This is a genomic window from Staphylococcus cohnii subsp. cohnii (assembly GCF_002902365.1).
GTDB lineage: Bacteria > Bacillota > Bacilli > Staphylococcales > Staphylococcaceae > Staphylococcus > Staphylococcus cohnii.
In genome coordinates this window covers 23,199-46,612 of record NZ_PPQC01000003.1, presented here as the reverse complement: position 1 = coordinate 46,612, position 23,414 = coordinate 23,199, and the positions used below count along the sequence as shown (strand labels likewise).

Annotated in this window: 25 protein-coding genes; 16 read left to right on the top strand and 9 right to left on the bottom strand. The window is 31.8% G+C overall.

What is annotated here, in order from left to right; all coding sequences use genetic code 11:
* Positions 1-172: 172 nt before the first annotated feature.
* Complete coding sequence (locus CD032_RS00270) at positions 173-1,102, bottom strand: DMT family transporter (protein ID WP_019468418.1); 930 nt, start codon at positions 1,100-1,102, stop codon at positions 173-175.
* Positions 1,103-1,352: 250 nt separating this feature from the next.
* Here CD032_RS00270 and CD032_RS00265 point away from each other — a divergent pair, with 250 nt between their 5' ends.
* Complete coding sequence (locus CD032_RS00265; RefSeq protein WP_019468417.1) at positions 1,353-1,598, top strand: hypothetical protein; 246 nt, start codon at positions 1,353-1,355, stop codon at positions 1,596-1,598.
* A gap of 195 nt (positions 1,599-1,793) precedes the next feature.
* Here the strand turns inward: CD032_RS00265 and CD032_RS00260 are convergent, their stop codons facing one another.
* Both CD032_RS00260 and sroA read right to left on the bottom strand, forming a co-directional pair.
* Positions 1,794-2,012 carry a DUF2922 domain-containing protein gene (locus CD032_RS00260; RefSeq protein WP_019468416.1) on the bottom strand — a complete coding sequence of 73 codons (219 nt, stop codon included), beginning with the start codon at positions 2,010-2,012 and terminating at the stop codon, positions 1,794-1,796.
* A gap of 14 nt (positions 2,013-2,026) precedes the next feature.
* A complete protein-coding gene (sroA, locus tag CD032_RS00255; protein ID WP_019468415.1) occupies positions 2,027-2,233 on the bottom strand; it encodes a sigS mRNA-stabilizing protein SroA in 207 nt (68 codons plus the stop codon).
* A 146-nt stretch (positions 2,234-2,379) separates the two neighbouring features.
* Here sroA and CD032_RS00250 point away from each other — a divergent pair, with 146 nt between their 5' ends.
* From CD032_RS00250 to CD032_RS00210, 9 genes are all read left to right on the top strand, one after another.
* Positions 2,380-2,931: a tyrosine-type recombinase/integrase gene (locus tag CD032_RS00250; protein ID WP_019468414.1), complete on the top strand. Its 552-nt coding sequence runs from the start codon at positions 2,380-2,382 to the stop codon at positions 2,929-2,931.
* Between the two features lie 23 nt (positions 2,932-2,954).
* Positions 2,955-5,351, top strand: a complete 2,397-nt coding sequence (locus CD032_RS00245; RefSeq protein WP_103211095.1) for a DUF4040 family protein — start codon at positions 2,955-2,957, stop codon at positions 5,349-5,351.
* A complete protein-coding gene (gene mnhB2 / locus CD032_RS00240; RefSeq protein WP_103211094.1) occupies positions 5,338-5,763 on the top strand; it encodes a Na+/H+ antiporter Mnh2 subunit B in 426 nt (141 codons plus the stop codon). Before CD032_RS00245 ends, mnhB2 begins: the two co-directional genes overlap by 14 nt.
* Positions 5,760-6,107, top strand: coding sequence for a Na+/H+ antiporter Mnh2 subunit C (mnhC2, locus tag CD032_RS00235; RefSeq protein WP_019468411.1), 348 nt, complete (start codon positions 5,760-5,762; stop codon positions 6,105-6,107). Before mnhB2 ends, mnhC2 begins: the two co-directional genes overlap by 4 nt.
* Positions 6,097-7,599 (top strand): Na+/H+ antiporter Mnh2 subunit D, encoded by a 1,503-nt coding sequence (gene mnhD2, locus CD032_RS00230; protein ID WP_103211093.1) that lies wholly within the window; start codon positions 6,097-6,099, stop codon positions 7,597-7,599. Before mnhC2 ends, mnhD2 begins: the two co-directional genes overlap by 11 nt.
* Entirely contained in the window at positions 7,599-8,081 is a 483-nt protein-coding gene (gene mnhE2, locus CD032_RS00225; protein ID WP_040029960.1) for a Na+/H+ antiporter Mnh2 subunit E, read from the top strand. The genes mnhD2 and mnhE2 overlap by 1 nt, the downstream gene beginning before the upstream one ends.
* Positions 8,078-8,380, top strand: a complete 303-nt coding sequence (mnhF2, locus tag CD032_RS00220; protein ID WP_019468408.1) for a Na+/H+ antiporter Mnh2 subunit F — start codon at positions 8,078-8,080, stop codon at positions 8,378-8,380. Before mnhE2 ends, mnhF2 begins: the two co-directional genes overlap by 4 nt.
* On the top strand, positions 8,355-8,804 hold the full coding sequence (locus tag CD032_RS00215; protein ID WP_019468407.1) for a Na+/H+ antiporter subunit G: 450 nt from the start codon (positions 8,355-8,357) through the stop codon (positions 8,802-8,804). The genes mnhF2 and CD032_RS00215 overlap by 26 nt, the downstream gene beginning before the upstream one ends.
* A gap of 370 nt (positions 8,805-9,174) precedes the next feature.
* A complete protein-coding gene (locus CD032_RS00210; RefSeq protein ID WP_064264347.1) occupies positions 9,175-11,226 on the top strand; it encodes a cation:proton antiporter in 2,052 nt (683 codons plus the stop codon).
* Between the two features lie 489 nt (positions 11,227-11,715).
* Here CD032_RS00210 and mntC read toward each other — a convergent pair whose 3' ends face one another.
* The 3 genes from mntC to CD032_RS00195 are packed head-to-tail and all read right to left on the bottom strand — an operon-like array spanning position 11,716 to position 14,234.
* Complete coding sequence (gene mntC, locus CD032_RS00205; protein ID WP_064264349.1) at positions 11,716-12,648, bottom strand: manganese ABC transporter substrate-binding lipoprotein MntC; 933 nt, start codon at positions 12,646-12,648, stop codon at positions 11,716-11,718.
* Positions 12,648-13,478 (bottom strand): metal ABC transporter permease, encoded by an 831-nt coding sequence (locus CD032_RS00200; RefSeq protein ID WP_019468404.1) that lies wholly within the window; start codon positions 13,476-13,478, stop codon positions 12,648-12,650. Before CD032_RS00200 ends, mntC begins: the two co-directional genes overlap by 1 nt.
* Positions 13,479-13,499: 21 nt before the next feature.
* Positions 13,500-14,234, bottom strand: coding sequence for a metal ABC transporter ATP-binding protein (locus CD032_RS00195; RefSeq protein WP_103211092.1), 735 nt, complete (start codon positions 14,232-14,234; stop codon positions 13,500-13,502).
* Between the two features lie 121 nt (positions 14,235-14,355).
* On the opposite strand from CD032_RS00195, the gene CD032_RS00190 reads away from it, so the two are divergent.
* Positions 14,356-15,000 carry a metal-dependent transcriptional regulator gene (locus CD032_RS00190; protein ID WP_019468402.1) on the top strand — a complete coding sequence of 215 codons (645 nt, stop codon included), beginning with the start codon at positions 14,356-14,358 and terminating at the stop codon, positions 14,998-15,000.
* Between the two features lie 171 nt (positions 15,001-15,171).
* On the opposite strand, the gene CD032_RS00185 is transcribed toward CD032_RS00190, so the two are convergent.
* Positions 15,172-15,921 carry a M50 family metallopeptidase gene (locus tag CD032_RS00185; RefSeq protein WP_019468401.1) on the bottom strand — a complete coding sequence of 250 codons (750 nt, stop codon included), beginning with the start codon at positions 15,919-15,921 and terminating at the stop codon, positions 15,172-15,174.
* Between the two features lie 254 nt (positions 15,922-16,175).
* On the opposite strand from CD032_RS00185, the gene tarA reads away from it, so the two are divergent.
* A complete protein-coding gene (gene tarA, locus CD032_RS00180) occupies positions 16,176-16,922 on the top strand; it encodes an N-acetylglucosaminyldiphosphoundecaprenol N-acetyl-beta-D-mannosaminyltransferase TarA (protein ID WP_019468400.1) in 747 nt (248 codons plus the stop codon).
* Positions 16,923-17,079: 157 nt separating this feature from the next.
* Here tarA and tagH read toward each other — a convergent pair whose 3' ends face one another.
* Complete coding sequence (tagH, locus tag CD032_RS00175) at positions 17,080-17,874, bottom strand: teichoic acids export ABC transporter ATP-binding subunit TagH (RefSeq protein WP_019468399.1); 795 nt, start codon at positions 17,872-17,874, stop codon at positions 17,080-17,082.
* Between the two features lie 366 nt (positions 17,875-18,240).
* Here tagH and CD032_RS00170 point away from each other — a divergent pair, with 366 nt between their 5' ends.
* The 4 genes from CD032_RS00170 to tagD all read left to right on the top strand — a co-directional run bounded on the left by CD032_RS00170 (position 18,241) and on the right by tagD (position 21,807).
* On the top strand, positions 18,241-19,041 hold the full coding sequence (locus CD032_RS00170; protein WP_019468398.1) for an ABC transporter permease: 801 nt from the start codon (positions 18,241-18,243) through the stop codon (positions 19,039-19,041).
* A 129-nt stretch (positions 19,042-19,170) separates the two neighbouring features.
* Complete coding sequence (gene tarB / locus CD032_RS00165; RefSeq protein WP_026034763.1) at positions 19,171-20,262, top strand: teichoic acid glycerol-phosphate primase TarB; 1,092 nt, start codon at positions 19,171-19,173, stop codon at positions 20,260-20,262.
* Positions 20,259-21,317 (top strand): glycosyltransferase family 2 protein, encoded by a 1,059-nt coding sequence (locus CD032_RS00160; RefSeq protein WP_103211091.1) that lies wholly within the window; start codon positions 20,259-20,261, stop codon positions 21,315-21,317. The genes tarB and CD032_RS00160 overlap by 4 nt, the downstream gene beginning before the upstream one ends.
* 91 nt (positions 21,318-21,408) lie before the next feature.
* Positions 21,409-21,807: a glycerol-3-phosphate cytidylyltransferase gene (tagD, locus tag CD032_RS00155; RefSeq protein ID WP_019468395.1), complete on the top strand. Its 399-nt coding sequence runs from the start codon at positions 21,409-21,411 to the stop codon at positions 21,805-21,807.
* A gap of 202 nt (positions 21,808-22,009) precedes the next feature.
* Here the strand turns inward: tagD and pbp4 are convergent, their stop codons facing one another.
* A complete protein-coding gene (gene pbp4, locus CD032_RS00150; protein ID WP_103211090.1) occupies positions 22,010-23,302 on the bottom strand; it encodes a penicillin-binding protein PBP4 in 1,293 nt (430 codons plus the stop codon).
* Positions 23,303-23,414 lie beyond the last annotated feature (112 nt).

Here is a 23,414-nt window from a genome sequence, read left to right as displayed (position 1 = left end):
TCCCTTCAAAGTTTACATTTTTAAGTGTCTACTTTGAAGGGAGCATATCAAATTAATTGTCTTAGCTTCTTATCATTAAAACAAACCCAAGGACTATTATTATGAGTAAGGTAGAGGGTATAATTTTTTTGAATATATTAAAATTGTATTTTACGTTCTAGGCTATTATTAATTAAAATAATCTTAAAAGTACGATACCAATCATCATAGCTACAATGCCAATGATTTTTCGCTTCGTAATTTTATTAACATAAGTACCTAACAATCCAAAGTGATCAATGATTACACCCATTAACATTTGACCTAACATCACAATAATTGTAGTTAAAGCAGCACCTAGGTGTGGCATCAATATAATATTTGTAGTGACAAAAATCACTCCAAGAATGCCACCAATGAAATAAATTGGTTTTAATTTGCCTTTTTGCTGATCATAAGCTTTCATCTTAAGTGTTCTATTGAAGATTAAAGTTAGGATGAATAATGCTATTGTACCAATCGTAAATGAAATTAAAGACGCTAAAATGGATGAATGTAATTGTTGTCCTAATGCGCTATTAATCGCAGTTTGTATTGGTGGACAAAAGCCGAATACAAAACCGATGATCAACCAAATATATACTTGAGCATTCATGTTTTTATCTTTGGGATTACTACGTACATAATTCATAAGTATAATGCCAAGCATTAAAAAGAGAATACCCAATACTTTAAACATAGTAAAAGGCTCTACATCTGCGCCAAACCAACCAAAAGTATCAATTGTAACGCCCATAATAATTTGGCCAGCAACTGTCATTACGACGGTTAAAGATGCACCTAATCTCGGCAGTAATAATAAATTCCCTGTAAGAAAAATAACACCTAATATACCGCCGACAAACCATATGTAACTCAATGATTGATTACTATAAAAATCAGTAGTAAAAACATGTGGGTTGGTAATTAAATTGATTAAGATTAAAAAGGTAGTTCCAGTAGCAAAAGAAATTGTAGATGCATAGAATGAAGACTTCGTATAAAGACTTAATCTTGAATTTATCGAAGTTTGAAAAGGAACGACCATCCCAGCAACAATTCCTACTAAATATAAAAAAATCATTAAATCACGCTTTCTCCTAAGATAATTATATTATATAGGAAAAGGTGTGGATTTTCCTATGCTCTTTTCTATTTATAAAAGAGGGAAGTATAAAATAATGTACACAACTAATGAAATATAATAAAATACTTATGTTGATGTTATAATAAAAGGAAAATTATTAGATTTAAATTGAAAATCAAGACCTATAAAAATTAGTAAGATGAATTTTTGGTGGTTTAAAAATATATAGAAGTGGTGACAATTTACATTGAAACAACTTTCAATCATACGCTTATTAGATGAAGAAACTTTTTTTATAGGTGCAGGAAGTAATGAAGGAATTCAAAAAGAACAATTTATAGAAGTATTAAATCCTAGGAAATCATATAAAAATCTTGCTCAAGTGACAGAAGTTTTTGGACAATATGCAATGTGTAAAAAATTAGGCAAAAGTAAGATTTTTTTCGGTGATACAGTTAGGTTAAGACCGATTAGAAACAAAAAACATCATTAATAATATCGTATAAGTGATAAAAAGCGAATGCAATTTGATTCGTTGATTGTCACTTTTTTTATTTAAAACAAGGTAGCAACCTAATACTTATGTGTATCAGGCTGCTACGATTGTTTATATAATTTATTTACTTCAGTTTCGCTGACTATACAAACTCACTAGAAAAATGATACGTGTGTTTGAAATTTTATTGATTTAACTTTCAAAAATTAATTTTGTAGATTTATCTATGATTTGTGCTGCACGCACTGTAGTAGGAATACCCGCTTTAGGACGCAAGATATCTAGAGCGACTAATTTGTTCATTCCATCTTTTACTGTGCTTTCATTGATGAAGTGCTCTATTTTGGGTAATTGTAATTTAATGTCTTTGTTAACAGCATCGTTGAATATAAGTTCTAAAGTTTGACTCATAATATTTAACCTCCTTAATTAACTGTTTCAGTTTTAATGATTTCCACTGTTTCAAATTTTTCTCCAGTGATTTGTTCAATGATAGATTTGAAACTTTTAATTTGATCAGTTGTTGCTTGGGTATTCAGATTTGCAAAGTGACGTTTAAATTGTGTAGCTTTTCCATCTTTGTCATATGTTATTCGTGACATAGTGACGGCTAAGTGACTGATTTGGTTCATTTGTCTAACCTCCTTTCACTATATATATCGTTATTAAATTTCAAATGGGTCAAAAAAATTTGAAAAAATTAGACAAAATACTTTCATGTGACAAAAACATGCTATATCATTAAATATGCAACATTAATTAATTCAGAGGTGAATTTATGAATCAAGTAGACCCTATTAGGAATACTAATGAGATAAAAGCGATGTATGAGGTTTTAAAAGCCAAATCCATGCGTGATTATCTGTTGTTTAAGTTTGCAATACATACTGGTGTGAAGCTTTCCTCATTATTAAATTTAAATGTAAGTGATGTGAAAATAGAGGACGATGATATCAAACACTATTGGATAGAGTCGCATGCACCTAAAATTCAGATCAGATTACCAGAAACTTTGAGAAATGAATTAATGACATATATATCAGAACAACAATTGAAGAATGATGAGTTATTATTTCAGTCTAATAGGACATTAAAAGGTCTATCACGCCAGCAAGCTTATCGCATTATTCATCTTGCTGCAGAAGATTTAGGAATGTTACATATTGGTTTGACGACGTTGCGTAAAACATTTGCCTATCATGCTTATCAATCAGGTATTTCAATATCGATTATTCAAAAGTACCTAGGACATCAAACAACCTTTGAAACAATGAAGTTTATAGGTATTTCTACAAAATCTAGCAAAACAACGATAGCTTTAAATTTGTAAATTATAGTTAAAGGGGGTATAAGATGAGTTTAGTTTATTTACTGAGTGCGATCGTTTTAATAATGATGGTACTTTTGCTCACAATGACGAAACGAAAATTTCATAAATTTGCTGGGCCGATCGCTTTAATCGCTCCAATCATTTCTTCTATTTACTTTCTATGGCAGTTGCCACAAGTAATGAAGGGGCAATTTGTATCAATTAAAATCCCTTGGCTCACATTATTAGATATAAATATAGATTTTAGACTAGATGGATTAAGTTTATTTTTTAGTTTGTTAATATCGCTCATTGGACTAGCAGTGTTTTATTATGCTACACAATACTTATCAAAAGAACATGATCATTTGCCACGTTTTTATATATACTTATTGTTATTTATGTTCAGTATGCTTGGTATTGTTACAGCAAATAATACAATTTTGATGTATGTATTCTGGGAATTGACGAGTGTATCATCTTTCTTACTCATTGCTTACTGGTACAGTAAAGGCGCAAGTCAATTTGGTGCTATCCAATCGTTTATGATCACAGTATTTGGTGGTCTTGCACTATTAACAGGTTTTATCATGATTTATATTGTTACGGGTACAAATTCTATTACATCGATTATTGCGCAAAGTGACAAAATAGCGGATAGTCAGTTGTTTATACCGATTATTATACTGTTGCTTTTAGGTGCATTTACTAAATCAGCACAATTTCCTTTCCATATTTGGTTACCAAAAGCCATGGAAGCACCGACACCCGTGAGTGCTTATTTACACTCTGCCACAATGGTAAAAGCAGGTATATTTTTACTATTTAGATTTACGCCTGTTTTAGGGCTAAGTGATTTTTATATTTATTGTGTCACTTTTGTTGGATTGATAACAATGATTTTTGGGGCGGTTAATGCCACTCGACAATATGATTTGAAAGGGATTTTAGCTTATTCTACAATCAGTCAACTAGGTATGATAGTTTCTATGGTCGGCCTCGGTGGAGGCTTTGCACAACATGCCACTGGTGAACTATCTAAAGTATACAGCCTTATTCTCTTCGCAGGTCTTTTCCATTTGATGAATCATGCGTTATTTAAAGGTGCTTTATTTATGGGTGTTGGTATCATTGATCATGAAACAGGTACGAGAGATATACGTAAATTGTCTGGATTGAGAAAAGTACTGCCAATTACACATGTAGTTATGTTACTTTCAGCTTTATCTATGGCTGGTATCCCATTTCTTAATGGTTTCTTAAGTAAAGAAATGTTTTTTGATGGTTTGGTAAGTTCATACCAATTACCTCAATTTAATATCACTTTAACAATTATTATTGCAGTGATAGGTGTTGTTGCTAGTATTTTCACGCTTATTTATGCAGTTTACATGATTAAGGAAGTTTTCTGGGGAGACTTTAAACATAATGATTCACCAGTACAAAGTCCCCATGAACCATTTTTATTTACACTACCTTCTGCAATTATGATGATTTTGTTGCCGATTGTGTTTTTTGTGCCAAATTTATTTGGACATCATATTATTTTACCGGCATTACGAAGTATCACAATTGGAGAAAAAGTAGATAATATTGCACCGCATATTTCACAATGGCACGGATTTAATTTACCACTGTTGTTAAGTTTCATTGTGATTGTTGTAGGTTTTATAGCAGCGCTTAAAATTGATTGGAAAAAACAATCCGAAAAAATCAGGGTCAAATCTATAACAGATGTTTATTTAGACTCATATAAACAGTTTGAAAATTATTCAGGTTATAGTATTCGTACATTGATGAATAACCGTTTAAATCATTATATTATATTAACGTTAGCGGTTTTCATCATAGTAGTTGTTTATGGAATCATCCAAGCTGGATTTCCTGACGTTAAACAGATACATGTCAGTGAATTTGGCCCATTAGAAATCATCACGTTAATTGTTGTTTTTATTTTAGGTATTGCTTTAACGTTTATTCGTCAACGTTTAACGATGGTAATATTAAACGGCATTATTGGTTACTGTGTAACGATATTCTTCATTTTAATGAAAGCACCAGACTTAGCGCTGACGCAATTAGTGGTAGAAACAATAACTACAATATTGTTTATTGTAAGTTTTTCACGCTTACCAAACGTACCACGTTCAAAAGTTCATAAGAAACGAGAAGCTGTTAAGATTGTTGTTTCATTAATGATGGCGATTACTGTAGTTACACTAGTTTTCATTGCTCAGCAAGGCCAAACTATGCCAACGATTTCAACTTTTTATCACGACGCATATAAACTTGCAGGCGGTAAAAATATTGTAAATGCTATTCTTGGTGATTTTCGTGCTATGGATACCTTACTTGAAGGTATGGTATTAATCATCGCTGGTTTGGGTATCTATACATTACTTAACTTTAAAGAACGGAGGGCTCAAGATGAAAGAGAATGATGTAGTCTTACGAACAATTACTAAAATTGTTGTATTTATATTGTTAACATTCGGGTTCTACTTATTTTTAGCAGGACATAATAATCCTGGCGGTGGATTTATCGGTGGTCTTGTATTCAGTTCTGCATTTTTACTTATGTTCTTGGCCTTCGACGTTAAGCAAGTATTAGTCGCTTTGCCACTTGATTTTAGAATATTAATGATCATCGGCTCCTTAGTATCATTTGCTACTGCAGTCATACCAATGTTCTTTGGTAAACCGTTCCTTTACCAAACAGATGCATACGTTCAATTACCGATATTAGGTGAAGTACATTTAACAACTGTTACGCTTTTCGAAGCTGGCATTGTTTTAGCGGTCGTAGGCGTTGTAGTAACAGTTATGCTATCCATAAGTGGTAGTCGCTCATGAATTTGATATTGTTAATGGTGATTGGCTTCTTAATATTTATAGGAACGTATATGATATTATCAGTCAATTTAATCCGTATCGTCATAGGTATTTCAATTTATACGCATGCAGGAAATTTAATTATCATGAGCATGGGTCGTTATGGTAAGAATATGGTAGAACCACTTATTGGTGAAGGTAGTAAAAACTTCGTAGATCCATTGTTGCAAGCTATTGTATTGACTGCTATTGTGATAGGTTTTGCCATGACTGCGTTTTTACTTGTACTCGTATATAGAACGTATCGAGTTACTAAAGAAGATGAAATTGATGTGTTAAGAGGTGATGACGATAATGATGAGTAATTTGTTAATTCTGCCATTACTTCTGCCAGCAATTTGTGCGCTTGTACTGGTATTTATTCGCACGCATAGCAGATTATCAAGGATTTTTTCAATTGGCACAATGTCGCTTACGACAATCATATCTTTATTGTTATTGATTTATGTAATGCAACATAAGCCAATTGCTTTAGATTTTGGTGGTTGGGAAGCACCTTATGGTATTCAATTTGTTGGTGACTCATTGAGTTTACTCATGGTCACGACATCTAGTTTTGTCGTGACGTTAATTATGGCATATGGTTTTGGTAGCAGAGAAAAAAGAGCAATTCGTTATTACTTACCGAGTTTTATTCTGTTTTTAACAGTAGGCGTTATTGGTTCGTTTTTAACTGCAGATTTATTTAATATATATGTCATGTTTGAGGTAATGTTGCTTGCGTCGTTTGTGTTAATTACGTTAGGACAATCAGTAGAGCAGTTACGTGCAGCTATTATTTACGTTGTACTTAATATTTTAGGTTCTTGGTTGTTATTATTAGGCATTGGTTTATTATACAAACTTACTGGTACTTTAAATTTTGCTTTAGTAGCACAAAGAATAACTGAGATGCAAGGGGAAAGTTCAGTAGTAATTATTTCAATGGTGTTTTTAATTGCATTTGGTGCCAAAGCTGCGCTTGTATTATTCATGTGGCTTCCTAAAGCATATGCTGTTTTAAACACTGAATTAGCAGCATTATTTGCTGCATTAATGACAAAAGTAGGCGCTTATGCTTTGATACGTTTCTTCACATTGTTATTTGATAATCATAGTGGTATTACACATCCGCTATTAGTTGTCTTATCTTGTATAACGATGTTAATTGGTGCATTTGGTGTCTTAGCTTATCGAGATATTAAAAAAATAGCAGCATATCAAGTTATTCTTTCTATTGGTTTTATAATTTTAGGCCTAGGATCAAATACAATTTCAGGTGTCAATGGTGCTATTTTTTATCTGACAAATGATATTGTAGTGAAAACACTGCTGTTCTTTATCACTGGTAGCTTGGTATATATTACTGGTTATCGACAATATAAAAACTTATATGGTTTAGCTAAAAGAGAACCATTCTTTGGTGTAGCATTTGTGGTAATGATTTTAGCAATTGGTGGCGTTCCACCATTTAGTGGTTTCCCTGGAAAAGTGTTTATTTTTAAAGGGGCTGTTGAAAATGGTAATTATATTGGTTTAACTTTGATGATTTTAACTAGTCTGATTGGTATGTTTAGCTTGTTTAGAATTTTCTTCACAATGTATTTAGGTAATTCTGATAAAGGCGAACATATAGACTTCAAACCAATTCCTAGATATCGTAAAGGCTTAATCGGCATTCTTGTAGCAGCAATTATCGGTATGGGCCTAGCTGCACCATTGATTTTCAAAGTAACTGATAATGCTACCCATTTAAATATGGATGATGGATTATATGAAAAAATGGTCAATCCTCATTTAGTGAAGGAGGAGAAATAATGAGACAAGTCTTACTTAATATGGTCATTGCATTTTTATGGGTGCTATTTCAAGATGAAGAATCATTTAAAGCTTCTACCTTCTTCTCAGGTTATCTTATTGGTTTAGTAGTTATTTATATACTACATCGTTTTTTTGGCCAACAATTTTATTTAAAAAAAGTTTGGGTAGCATTTAAATTTTTAACAGTATACTTATATCAGTTAATTACATCAAGTATGACCACAATAAACTACATTTTATTTAAAACGAAAGACTTAAACCCTGGTTTAGTTAGATATGAAACGACTTTAGAAACAGATTGGGAAGTTTCCTTCTTAACGATTCTAATTATAATTACACCTGGTTCCACAGTCATTAGAATTTCAAAGGAAAGAAAAAAGATTTTTATACATGCAATTGATATCTCTGAAAAAGAAAAACAGAAACTGCTTAAAAGTATTAGACAATATGAAGGTCTCATATTGGAGGTGGCAGAATGATCGAATCACTGATAAATTTCTTTATAACAAGTTCAATTATTTTGTTTGGTATCGCACTTATTTTAACGTTGTTTAGGTTAGTAAAAGGACCAACGACGGCTGATAGGGTGGTTGCATTTGATACTGCTAGTGCTATATTAATGTCAACGGTCGGTGTGTTAAGTATTGTTTTTGGTACTTTTTCTTTCTTAGATTCTATCTTGTTAATTGCGATCATTTCATTTGTAAGCACCGTTTCTATTTCAAGATTTATAGAGGGGGGGCATGTCTTTAATGCAAATAACAAGCGAAATCGTTAATTTAATTGCAGCTTTTATGATGTTCTTGGGCAGTATTATAGCTTTGATTAGTGCAATTGGTCTTATTAAGTTCCAAGACGTATTTTTAAGAAGTCATGCCTCTACGAAAAGTTCTACATTATCGGTATTGTTAACACTTGTAGGTGTTGTCATTTATTTCATTTCTTCACAAGGTTATTTAAGTGTTAGGATGATTTTAGCATTGGTATTTATCAATTTGACTTCTCCAGTAGGTGGACACTTAATATCCAGAGCAGCATACCGAACAGGCGCTTATATGTATAGGAAAAGTGATGCACCTAAACAAACAAGTATCTTATTAAGCGCTTCGGAAAATGACACATTTGAACAATTGAAAAAACGTGCTCAAATTCGTGAAGAGCGTAGACATAAAATTAATGAAAAAGAACAAGATAAGTATTAAGTTAAATACAATCTACTTGTTGGTTATGTATTAGACTAGGCGGGTTGGAAATCAAAATTAAGTTTGATCTCTAATCCGCTATTTCTATATATAACGTTTTAAAAGTTTTGTTAGTGTTTATGATTGTGGAATAACAAAATTTAATCATGATTGAAGTGCAATACATTTTAGTGGCTACTAAAAAAATGATAAAATTATATATATTTGTAATTGTGTTAATGTAAAAAAATATATATCAGGGAAACATCATTGCTCATATAAACAATGATATATAAGAGTTTGAGACACAATATGTTCATAAATAAACGATTGTATTTTTGTTTTAACCTCAACAATTATGAAAGTTTAAATGTTGAAAAGAGGTGAAACCATGCAAATATTCGAAACGATACTTATATTTTTAGCGGTAGTAATCGCAAGTTCTTTAGTGCATATACTATTACCTAAAATTCCTTTAGCTTTTATTCAAATTATCCTCGGTATGTTATTGTATATTACACCAGTTCCCGTAGAGTTCCATTTTGATTCGGAATTATTTATGGTTGCCTTGATAGCCCCGCTATTATTTGTTGAAGGTGTAAAAGTCTCTCGTGTGCATTTAAGGCGTTATATCAAACCGGTTTTAATGATGGCATTAGGTCTTGTAGTAACTACTGTAATCGTAGTTGGCTTATTTGTACATTGGATTTGGCCTGATCTTCCATTAGCTGCTGCGTTTGCGCTAGCTGCAATCTTATGTCCCACTGATGCTGTTGCTGTTCAAGCAATTACGAATGGTAAACTACTACCCAAAGGCTCTATGACAATTTTAGAGGGTGAATCATTATTAAATGATGCTGCTGGTATCATATCTTTTAAAATTGCTGTAGCTGCATTGATTACGGGTGGCTTTTCGATGGTGAATGCAGTTGAACAATTTTTAGTATCCTCAATTGGTGGATTTATTGTTGGTTTAATTATTGGCGTAGCACTCGTTAGGTTTAGAGTATCACTTTCCAGAAGAGGTATAGAAAATATAAATATGTTTACATTTATACAGCTTGTGACGCCTTTTATTACATATCTTGTTGCTGAAATGTTTCATTCTTCAGGTATTATTGCAGCTGTAGTAGCAGGTTTGGTACACGGTTTTGAACGTGACCGAATTGCACAAGCACGTACTAGATTACAAATGAGTTATAACCATACCTGGAATATATTGGGCTATGCATTAAATGGTTTTGTTTTTTCTATTTTAGGATTTTTAGTTCCAGAACTTGTAGGTCGAATTATAGAAAATGAACCCCATAATTTTATTTTTCTAATTGTAGTTACAGTTTTAATTGCTTTAGCAATATATTTATTTAGATTTTTATGGGTTTTTGTTTTATATCCTTATTTTTATTTACCAATCAGTCCGTTCCAAAAAATACTTACGAATTATGAAGATAATACGAAAGTCACTGAGAAACCACCGAAGCGTGGTATGTATGCTTTTATCATGACGTTGTGTGGTGTACATGGGACAATTTCTTTAGCGATTGCCTTAACATTACCTTATATGTTGGCAGATCATCATTCGTTTGTATTTAGAGATGACTTATTATTTATCGCATCTGGTATGGTCATTATAAGTTTAATTATTGCACAATTTGTGTTACCTATTGTGACACCTAATGCGGTTCAACCAAAACAACACGGTATGAGCTTTAAAAAAGCAAGGGTATATATTTTAGAAAATGTTATAGAACACTTAAATAAATTATCCTATGAAGAATCAAGTTATCTATATGGTAATGTTATTAAAGAATATCATGATAAATTGGCATTTCTTAAAACTGTTGAGAACGAAGATGAAAATACCAAAGAGTTAGAACGGTTACAAAAAATCGCTTTTGATGTTGAAAATAATACGTTGAATAGTTTGGTATCTAATGGTGATATCACAACCAATATCTTAGATAACTATATGCGCTATGCGGAACGTACTCAGGTTTATAAACAATCTTCTCTAATTCAACGTATTAAAGTGGAATTAAAAACATTTATTTTAAAAAGTAGAATTAAAACGAAAGTGAGAACAAACGCAGCTTCCTCATTATCAGTGATTGAAAACTTGAGAGAAATTTCTAATGTTATGAGAACCGTGCACTATCGTGTAGTTAGTCGTTTAGGTAAAGAAACAACTGAAGAAAATAAATTAGAAGTAGGCATGATTTGTGATAGTTATTTAATGAGAATTGAAAACTTAACCCCATCTAACTTCTTTAATCCAAAAAGTGAAACTTCTATTACTAAAATTAAATTGGGTGCACTTAGAGAACAGCGTCGTGTTCTAAATGAACTTACTGAAGACGAAGAAGTTAGTGAAGTTACTGCGCTAAAATTACGTGAAGCGATTAATTATGATGAAATGATTATCGTTGATAGTTTAACAGACTAAAGTAAATGGTTGGCAACTTTACTTCATGCACAGATGAAAAAAGTTGTGAGATACAACTTCTATTAAAAAATTAATACTAATCCATTTTGATATGCTCCCTTCAAAGTAGACACTTAAAAATGTAAACTTTGAAGGGAGCTTTTTTTATTACGATTTTGTTTGTACATAAGTCTTACTAATTCAGCAAAGCTGAAAAGTAAAAAGGGGAACGCCTGAGCAGAGCACATGCATAAGTCTTACTAATTCAGCAAAGCTGAAAAGTAAAAAGGGGAACGCCTGAACAGAGCACATGCATAAGTCTTACTAATTCAGCAAAGCTGAAAAGTAAGACTAAAAAAAATCTCCATCAATGGGGGGAGGAGCCAACCATTGATGGAGTTAAGGGAGATAGATGATTTAAGGCTTGAATACCACCATACCGTACGTCATTAGGAGGGAAACGTACGGTATGGGGCTACTCACCTACAATGTAGGTTAAATAGCCTTATTTTATTCCATACTTCCGTGAACAGTGTTGATATTTTCTTGCATCATATTAAAATATGAATCTCCTTTAGTGCCTTTCTTACCTATAGAATCGGTATAAACCTCTCCATAAATATCTAAGTTTGTTTCTTCACTTAGACTTTGCATACTTTTCTTATCTACACTCGTTTCTACAAGTAAATGTTTAAGGTTATTGTCTTGCACAAATTTTACAGCTTGTTTCATTTGTTCAGGTGTACCTTGTTTCTCGGTATTGATTTCCCAAATGTAACCAGGTTTAATATCAAACTGTTTTGAGAAATATTTAAATGCACCTTCACTTGTTATCATTGCACGTTGTTCTTTTGGTATATCATTGAATTTATCGTGACTTTCTTTTTTCAAATCTTCTAATTTAGTTATGTAATCTTTGGTATTATTTTGGATATCATCTTTATAGTTGTCATTCTTCTTAATCAAGGCTTTGCTTATTTCTTCTACATACTTAATACCATTATCTAAACTTAACCAAGCATGTGGATCCTGTTTTGATTCATCGCCTTCTTTAGCACTGTTTAAGTATAAAGGTTTTACATTTTTTGAAACTTTAACAACAGAGCCATCTTCATATGACTTATTAGCTTGTGATAATGCGTTTTTAAACCAACCGTTACCTGTTTCTAAGTTTAGTCCGTTATAGAATACTACGTCAGCATCAGTTAATGCTTGAATATCTTTTGGTTTTACTTCATATTCATGTGGATCTTGACCGATTGGAACGATACTATGAATTTCTACGTTATCGCCACCAACGTTTTTAACCATGTCATAAAGAATTGAGTTTGTTGTTACCACCTTTATTTTTTCATTGGATTGCGATGTAGAATCGTTGTTTCCTTTGCCACATGCACTTAAAAATAATATAAGAATCATTGTAATTGTTAATAACTTTTTCATTAAATTGCTCCTTTTTTTGCGAAAAATTGCATTTTATTACAAGTGAAAATAATAATATAAATGATAAACGCACATAAGACGATAGTTGCACCACTTGGAATATTATAAATGTAACTAAAGTACATACCGACGATTGAACTTATAACACTAATAAGACTGGAAATGATCATCATTGTATGTAGTTTTTTAGCGATTAAAAATGCAGCTGAAGCAGGTGTAATTAATAATGCGACAACTAATATAATACCTACTGTTTGTATGCTTGCTACTGTAACGAGTGAGAGCAATAACATTACAAAATAGTGTAAGAATGTAGTGTTTAAACCACTCATTCTACTGAAAATTGGGTCGAATGTAGAAATCATTAATGGTCTATAGAAAGTTACGATTAAAACCATAACAATCAAACCAACTACGACAGTGGACCAAAAAGTAGCGTGTGTAACTGCTAATAGATTTCCAAAAAGAATATGATATAAGTCGGTGGTACTATTAATTAAACTAATTAAAATGACCCCGGTTGCTAAAAATGCTGTAAAGCTAATACCTATAGCCGCATCAGGCTTGGTTTTACTACTTTTGGTAATGAATCCGATAAAGATACTAGCAATCATACCTGTCACTAACGCACCCACAAACATAGGAACGCCGAATAAAAATGATAATGCAACACCAGGTAAAACTGCATGACTCATTGCATCTCCCATAAGGGAAAGACCTCTTAGTACAATGAGGCAACCTACTGTACCACAAACGATTCCTACAACAATTGAAATAATCAATGCATTGCTTAAAAATTTGTATTCAAATAGGTGTTGAAAAAATTCCATATCGTGTTACTTCCTTTCTATTTATGCCGGTTCTGACTTTTCTTGATCTTCTTGTGTGGGGTTTAAGAAAGTTTCGTTTAAATGATCTGGTTGCATAGCAACATGACTTTCTCCAAAGAAACGAATTGTTTTGTTTAAAAGAATAACACGATTAAAATACTTTTCTGCTTTAGATAAATCATGATGAACAATTAAAAGTAATTTCCCGGCTTTTTTAAGCTCGTTTAATTGAGACATTATGATTTGTTCACTGTGGAAATCGATGCCTACAAATGGTTCGTCTAAAAGATAGAGCGTACTTTCTGTCATAAGTGCTCTCGCTACTAAAACTCTTTGTAATTGACCGCCACTGAGTGCAGAAATTTGTCGATTTCTTAAATCTTGCAATTCTAATGTTGTTAGCAGCTGATTAAGCCTAGCTCGCGTTTTAGGGGTAACAAACCTAAACCATCCAATATCTTTGTAAGCACCAGAAAGTACAACATCTTCTACCTTGATTGGGAAGTCTAAGTCAATATGCGCTTTTTGTGGGATGTATGTAACATTTTTAAGTGTTTGTTGTATAGCAATGTTATGTAAATTAGCAATACCTGTTGACTTGAATTCACCAATAATTGATTTGAGTAAGGAAGATTTACCAGATCCATTGGGTCCCATAATACCTATAATTTCACCTTTTACGGGAATTTCTAAATTGATATTATCTAAGACATGTTTATTCCCTAAAGTGAGATTTAAGTTATTAATTTCTAACATTTTTCTGCCTCCTTAAATTAAATTTTAGGCTAACCTAATTTAATTTATAATATAACATTAACTTTTAGCGTGTCAAGTAGATTCGTGATACAATAAAGTGAATGACTTGAGAGGTGAAACCATGCTAACTGAAGAAAAAGAAGATTATTTAAAGGCAATTTTAACCCATAATGGCGATCATTCTTTTGTTTCAAACAAGACATTATCCCAGTATTTAAATATCAAACCACCATCTGTAAGTGAAATGGTGAATCGTTTAGAAAAATCAGGATTTGTAGAAACGAAGCCATATAAAGGTGTGCAGCTGTCCGAGGAAGGATTGACATATACCTTAGATATCATAAAAAGACATCGATTATTAGAGTTATTTTTAATTAAGATATTAGAATATAACTGGGAAGAGGTACATCAGGAAGCTGAGGTACTAGAACATAAAGTTTCACACTTATTTGTTGAACGGTTAGATAAATTATTAGATTATCCAATAACTTGTCCACACGGTGGTGTTATCCCTAGAGATAATAAATACAAAGAGATTTATACTACAGATTTATTGTCATTTGAAGCGGGTGATTTAGTGACGATAAAACGTGTGCGAGATAGAACAGAATTATTAGTTTATTTATCAAGTAAATCTATATTGATTGGTGAACAAATAAAAATATTAGATAAAGATGATACGAATAAAGTGATGATGGTGCAAAAAGAAGAAAAAGTGACTGTACTAAGTTATGACAATGCTAAACATATTTATGCCGAAAAATAAAAAATTGAATACGAGCATTTTTAAGTTGGTATTTAGACTGATTTAGTAAAATTATTTGTCTAAAGTATAGAAAAAAGCGTGACATTGTAATCATATTTAAAAATTAACAGTTTAGTTGAAATGAAAAAGCGAAATCTAAATAAAAATTAGATTTCGCTTTTTTGAAGAGGTCTAAGGAATAAAATACACTCGGAATAATTGATAAATCGTAAATAAATTGATGGCTATCCAAATAAAGCTATAGATAAAAGTTGGGATATGAGTCAATGTTTTTAAAGTACTGCCATCCCAAGTGATGTCATCTGTCGATATTGTTAATTTGAATATTGTCCAAGAAGATTGAAGTACTTCTCCTAGTAAAACACCTAATATAAAATGTTGTGTGATGGTTACAACATAAAGTATCGCCAATTGGTTTTCACTTTTAAATAAGCAATATAGTAAAAAAATTAAGAGCATTACGATGAACATCGGTAACAATTTTCTAGAAGTTAAGCATACAAAATATATAAATATTAATAGATACGCAGTGATAAATAAACTTGGATATTGATATTGCGTTGATAGAAAACCTATATATAACATAAGCGGGGGCATAATGTAGCCACCAAATGTGGTAATGGACTGCCCGATGCTATTTTTTGATTGTGTTATGGCGAAGCCTTGTTGAGATGTTGCAAGACGTTCTGATGGTCTTGCGACAATCACTAAGTCTCTTGCTTTACCTCCGCTTAATTTATTAAATAATATATGGCCAAATTCATGTGTTAAGACAGGAATATAATTAAAATAGATATCTAAAAGTTGGTTTATGGATTTATTTCGATAAGTATGTATAATGATATAGATTATGGCAACCAATATAATCCAATAAAGATGTAATTGAATAGACGAGCTGAAAAATGCATGTAGTTTAGACATGAAATACCTCATTTGTATAATACGATTATTTGATGTTTTACGAGATACGGTATCGGTGAACAGCATCTCACATATAACAGTATAAAGTAAGAACACCCATAAAGCATTTGGACTTTTGTCGTATATTATCGTATAACACTGTTTGACCTAGGTTTTATGGATATTGTAATATATGCGAGAATGAATGTATTCATATTACAAGAAAAATACTATAGCGTATCGAGAAAAAGAGTTGAGTTAGGAGATAACCAATCATGACAAGAGCTAATAAATTAGAAAAGGTAAACGTATTATCTGTATTATTTGATAATGTAACACTGACAGAAATGCGTGACCGCATAAAACTTTTTTTTGAATCAGAAACGGATAAAAATTTATTTATTGTAACTGCTAATCCTGAAATAGTTGATTTCGCTACCGAAAATGCAGATTATCGTAAGTTAATCAATGGGGCAAATTATGTAATTCCAGATGGTACAGGTGTAGTTATGGCTTCAAAATTGCTTAAAAAACCATTGCAAGAGCGTGTACCAGGTATAGAATTGATGGAAGCGTGTTTAAAGATTGCTAATGCGAATTATCAAAAAGTCTTTTTATTAGGTGCAAAAGACGAGGTTGTAGTGAAAGCTGTAAAGCAATTAAGTGAAAAATATCCCAATATTTATTTTGATTACCATCATGGCTATTTTAACTTAGAAGATGAAACGGTAGTGAAACACGTTAGTTCATTTAATCCAGATTATGTTTTCGTTGGTATGGGTTATCCAAAGCAAGAACAATGGATTAAACGTCATGATGATCATTTTAAACAGGCGTTGCTGATGGGTGTCGGCGGATCTATTGAAGTTTTTAGTGGAACGAAAAAAAGAGCGCCAAAAATATTTCGCAAATTAAATATAGAATGGGTTTATCGTTTTATCATTGATTGGAAGCGGTTGGGTAGAATGAAAGCAATACCGAAATTTGTATTTAAAGTGATTAAACAAAAAACCAAGAAATAATAAAAACCGGTTATAGCATCGTTTGCGCTATAGCCGGTTTTTACTAAAATGAGCTTGATACGTTTTACCATTATTAGTCTAACTAGATGATTAACAATCCATTAAAATTGCTATGCAATTGGCAGTTGTTATCTATTACATTTAATATGCAATAATACTATTTAACTTCAAATCTTGAATTATCTAATTTATTTCTAAATGCTTTTTGTTCCTCTTTGGAATATTTTTTAAAGCCATTCAGGAATTTTTCATATTTAGGTAGGACCTCGTCTAATTTCCCAAATTCTTTTAATTTCCCAGCTTCTATCCATGCGATTTTAGTGCAAAATTCACGGACTTGTTTCATATTATGACTAACGAAGAAGATGGTTTTACCTTGCTTTTTATACTCGTAAATTTTATCTAAACATTTTTGAGCAAAAGTTTGGTCTCCAACAGATAATGCTTCATCAATGACAAGAATGTCAGGATTTGTCGTAATATTAATGGAGAAACCTAACTTTGCGCGCATACCACTGGAATATTTTTTAACAGGTTGATAAATGAATTCTCCTAATTCACTGAATTCAATAATATCAGGTGTTAATTCTTTAATTTGTTTTCTTGTGAATCCCATGCATAGCATTTTGAATTCTATGTTTTCAATACCTGTTAACTGTCCATTTAAACCAGCATTAATTGCAATTACGCTAACTTCACCGTGGCGATCAACATCTCCAGCAGTAGGAGATAGGGATCCACCAATAATATTACTAAGCGTAGATTTGCCTGACCCATTGATGCCTACGAGACCTATAACATCACCTTCGTATGCAGTTAGTGACAAATCGTTCAGCGCATAAAAGGTTTTATTTTTATTAAAAGGGACTAAAGCATCCTTTAAACGCTCTTTATTATTGCGATAGATACGGTATTCTTTAGTTACATGTTCAATGTTAACCGATACATTCATAATTTTACCTTCCTTATTTGCAGATAGTATATAGTATATTATATTATATATTAGTTGTTAAATTTATTAACCTATTGTAAAGTAAGTGAGTACAAATTTTAAGATAACGTTCTTATACAATTGTTAAAGTTTACTGAATTTAAGTTATAAAATCAACTAAAATGAAGTCATTTTAGCATAGTTGTTTTTCTATTATACAACAATCATATGTGTAAGCACATTCGCTTTTACCACATGAAATATTTAATTTACTTAATTAAATATAGGTTGTTAAGATTAATAACAAAGCGTATATTAGATTTGAATGTAATCTTTTTTATAACATAATTATGATTAGCAAATTGATTGAAAGTGTGGTTTATTTAAATGAGTGCAGTGTGGGTAGTCTTAAAAGAGCATTTTAAAAATTTCTATCTAATTCAAAGGTTAGCACAGTTCCAAGTTAAAATTACTAACACCAATAATTACCTTGGTATGGCTTGGGAATTAATTAACCCAGCAATGCAAATTATGGTTTATTGGTTTGTATTCGGCCTTGGAATTAGAACTAATAATCCAATCGAAGGTGTGCCATTTATTTATTGGTTACTCGTTGGTATTAGTATGTGGTTCTTTGTGAATCAAGGTATTTTAGAAGGTACAAAATCCATCGCAAGTAAATATAATCATGTCGCTAAGATGAATTTCCCGTTATCAATTATACCATCATATATAGTGATGAGTAGGTTCTATGGGCATATCGCACTATTAGTTGCTGTTATTTTATTATGTATGCTAGGCGGATATTATCCATCAATCTATACATTACAATTATTTTTATATGTGCCGTTTGCACTAATTTTTACTACAACAGTAGCACTGTTTACTTCTACATTAGGTGTACTAGTAAAAGATACACAACCAGCAATACAAGCATTAATGAGAATGGTATTCTTTGCTTCATCTATTTTAATTGTACCGCCAGAAGGTATCGTTAAAGATGTTATGCAACTAAATCCAATATATTATCTTGCTGAGGCGTATCGTGCATCTGTTCTATACAATGAATGGTATTTTGTTACACATTGGGAATTAACATTCTATAACTTCTTTATCATCGTATTTTTATTTGTTATAGGATCAATTTTGCATATGCGTTATAGAGATCATTTTGCAGACTTTATGTAATGGAATTTAGACAATAACGTGTTATATTAAATCCTTTGATGGCTTAAATGTCGTTAAAGGATTTTTCTATAATTTTAAATATAAAATAGCTATAATAAAAGAGAATAAATAATAACCGGCGGTGGAAATTTGAGACAGTTAATAAAAAAGCTTTATATGACAATCATTAGCTTTTTAAATTTGATATATGTAAAGAAAGAAATAGATCCACAGCATATTGTGGTCATGATGACATTTGTTGAAGATGTACTTCCAATTATTGAAGCATTAAATCAAAAATCTTATAAAGTGACAGTGATTGCCAAGGAAATAAATAGAAAACATGTTGAACGATTAGACAATGTAGCATTTATACCTGCAGGCAACAAACAAGTCTTCAAACATATAAAGGCGATGAGTACGGCAAAAATCATAGTGATAGATACATATTATTTATTGTTTGGTGGGTTCAAAAAGAAATCACAACAGACAATGATTCAAACCTGGCACGCTGTTGGTGCTTTGAAAAATTTTGGACTTACTGACCACCAAGTAGATTTAAATAATAAAAAAATGGTGAAACAATATAAAAAAGTTTATCAGGCTACTGATAAATATTTAGTGGGTGGCGAACCAATGGCGGATTGCTTTAAAGCTTCATTTGGTGCACGAGATGATCAGTTTTTAAAAACTGGATTGCCACGTCTTGTTCCATATGTGAATTTAGACATCAAACAGAAGCAACAAGCATTAAAATTACAATATGGTATCAAGGATAAATTAGCACTTTATGTACCAACGTACCGAGAACACCATCAAGCCAATCAAGTTATTGATAAAACGCGTTTTGAAACAGCGTTGCCTTCATATACACTGATTAGTAAATTACATCCGTCTTTACCTCAAGATAAGCAATATCATATAAATCTACAATCATTGATGATTATGGCGGACGTTATCATCACGGATTACAGTTCATTAGCAATAGAGGCAAGTTTATTAAACAAGCCAACGTTATTTTATGTCTACGATGAGGCAAATTATGAACAAGTACGGGGGCTAAATGCATATTATTATGAAATTCCAGAACTTTACAAAGCATATAGAGAAGATGACATCGTTCATATACTTCAAACACATGCAAGTGAATTAAACCCGCTATTTAAAAATTGGCATGATTATAATGATCAAAATAGTTTAAATCAGGTTATAAAACATATAGAGAAAATGGTGAAAACATGAAAATATCAATTATCATACCCGTCTATAATGCAGCAAATACAATTCAAAGAGCAATAAGTTCAGTAGATACAAAGCAAGATTATGAAATTATTTGTGTCAATGATGGTTCAACAGATGAGAGTAAACAAGTTTTAGAAAGATTACAAAAAGCATACAAAAACATTCGAATTATTAATCAAGAAAATCAAGGTGCAGCGATGAGTAGAAATAATGCATTGGCCTACGTCACAGGTGATGCTTTTATGTTTTTAGATGCAGACGATGTGTTTTTGCCCAATAGTATAGATGCTATGGTCGATTATTTTCACCAGGATGAACATGTAGATATTGTATTAGGACAAATTGGTAGGTTAAATAATGGTACGTGGCAAAGTTTTTATACGCATCAGCCAATACAAAAATTTGATAAAGTGAATTTAGCACAATGTCCTGAAATGATGCAGTCTATCGGACCTGGAGGTAAGTTGTTCAGTGCCATTTTCAAAGATTTACGTTTTGATGAAGATGTAGTGTTTTGTGAAGAACATACATTTGTGATAAAAGCGTATAAGAAAGCGCGGGATGTACAATTATTACCATTCATTGTGTATGGATATCATGAAGAAAAAGGGTCGGTCACAGCTCAAAGAGCAGATCGATTTGTAAATTATATGAGTGATGCGATTAAAGTAAGACATAGAGTGATGGATACATTGTTGTTAAGAGAAGAAAGGATTTATTACAGTTATCGTATGGATGAGCTCATTGTCAGTTATTTGCTGCAAGCATATCTCACAAATAATAAAAAACTAACAGATTCATTTTTAGATGTTGTAACGTCATATATGTATAATATGCAGGAAGCAGATTATTCAGGAGAGGCAATGTTTAGAATAATTAAGGTCATTGAACAATGTGGTAAGAACTGGAATAAATCATTATATAAAAAATGGCAGGAAGCATTACTTAATGTTGGCATTGGTAGACCGAACTATTACCGTTTTCAAATTGAAGTGTTACCGAAACGTGTAAAATTCAGGGGTAAGTTGAAATTAAAACAAATACTAAAAAAATGAATTTTGGGTATAGTTCGTAAACTTCAAATCAGTGTGCTATACTTTTAAAAAATGTAAATTTTAATTAAATTTTGTTAAGGAGTATGAGCGTATGAAACGTGTTATTACTTATGGAACGTATGATTTATTACATTATGGTCACATTGAATTATTAAGAAGAGCTAGAGAAATGGGCGATTATTTAGTAGTTGCATTATCTACAGATGAATTTAATCGCATTAAAAATAAAAAGTCTTATTACAATTATGAACAACGAAAAATGATGTTAGAGTCTATTCGTTATGTTGATCTTGTAATCCCTGAAAGTGGATGGGGACAAAAAGAAATAGATGTTGATCGTTATGAAATTGATACTTTTGTAATGGGGCATGACTGGGAAGGTGAATTTGACTTCTTGAAAGATAAATGTGAAGTGATTTACCTTAACCGTACAGAAGGCATTTCCACTACTAAAATCAAAAAAGAACTTTATGGTGATGCAGAAAAATAAATTGGCAATGATTTGTCGATAATGAATTGTAATTTTAATAAATCATATGTTTAGTAAATATATCAAGCGAGGCTGGGACTTCATAATGTCCCAGCCTCAATTTATTTAGTCATCGAATGATCAATAGAGGAAAAGCCCCGAGAAGATTGCTAAGTTAAAGCATCTTTTCGGGGCTGAATTTTGCTACTGATATTCGGGTACTTTATTTATGGTTTTTTCTATTTTTGAAAGTTTCGATAATAAGATAAATAATAATTGCGATTGCAGCTATGATTAAAATAGTTCCTAATAAAGTGAGAATTGGATGTTCATCCCACGTCGTTTTCACAACTGTAGTAGTTTGATGTAGTATTGGTTTACTTACATTAACTGTTGGAGGACCGTATTTTTCAGAAATGAATTTACGGTCATACTCAATATGCAATTTACCATCCTCGATTACATATTTGTAATCATTTTTATCAAAATCATTTGGAAGCACATCGTATAAGTCTTTTTCTACATAATATGTTTTGCCATTAATTTCGTGATTGCCTTTAGAAATAATTTTTTTGTATTTATATTGATCAAAAGACATGTTCATTAAAGCATTTCCCATCATATTACGTTGTTTTTCGCCGCCTAAGTTGTCATAGTTGCCGGCACCCATAATTGTTTGATTAATTCTAAAGTTACCTCTTTTTGTAGTGATAGTGTGATTGTAATCTGCAATGTCACTGGAACCAGTTTTTAAACCATCAGTACCTTCTAAGCTCATATCCGCACCTTCTAAAGAATGATTGAATGTGTAATATGTAACATCGTGTTGGGTTGGAGCTAATTGTTTAGTGAAATAAATAATTTTCGGTGTATCTTGAATGGTACGCTGAGCCAAAATGGTAAAATCTTTGGCTGTTGATGTATTATTTTCTTCATTTTTATATTTTTTAGGTGCAAAGTCTTTTAGTTGTTTGTTTTCTGCGCCAGTTGGATTAACAAAATGTGTATCTTTCATACCTATTGATTTTGCTTTTTTGTTCATTGCATCTGTAAAATCTGACAGGTTTCCGGATACTTCTTGTCCAAGTATAAGTGCTGCGGCATTGCTTGAATTTGAAACAGTGATTTGGAGTAACTCTTTGATCGTGTATGTTTCTCCAGGATAAAGCTTGGTATTACTTAATTCAGGTAAAGTAGACATTCTATAGTGTTTGTCTGTGATTTTAACTTTATCATCCAAAGATAAATCCCCGTTATTAACTGCTTCGAGTGTTAAATACATGGTCATTAATTTACTCATCGAAGCAGGATACCACTCTTTATCAGCATTATATTGATAAAGAATTTGACCAGTTTGGACGATATTTACTGCACCTTCAGGTTGATAATTATCAGTAACATTATAACCATATTGATTTGCCGCCTGTGTAGGTGTTACTGTTTCAGCTTTGGCAAAAGGTGTTACAATTGAACCGACGAAGAGTACAGTTACAATTGCCAGAATTAACTTTCTCATAATTACATTCCCTCTTAACATATTCTGTTTAATTGCAATAGAAGTATTTTAGCATATTGTATGTAGTTTATAAAATATTACACAGAAGAATATTTTTAATAACAAAATAATT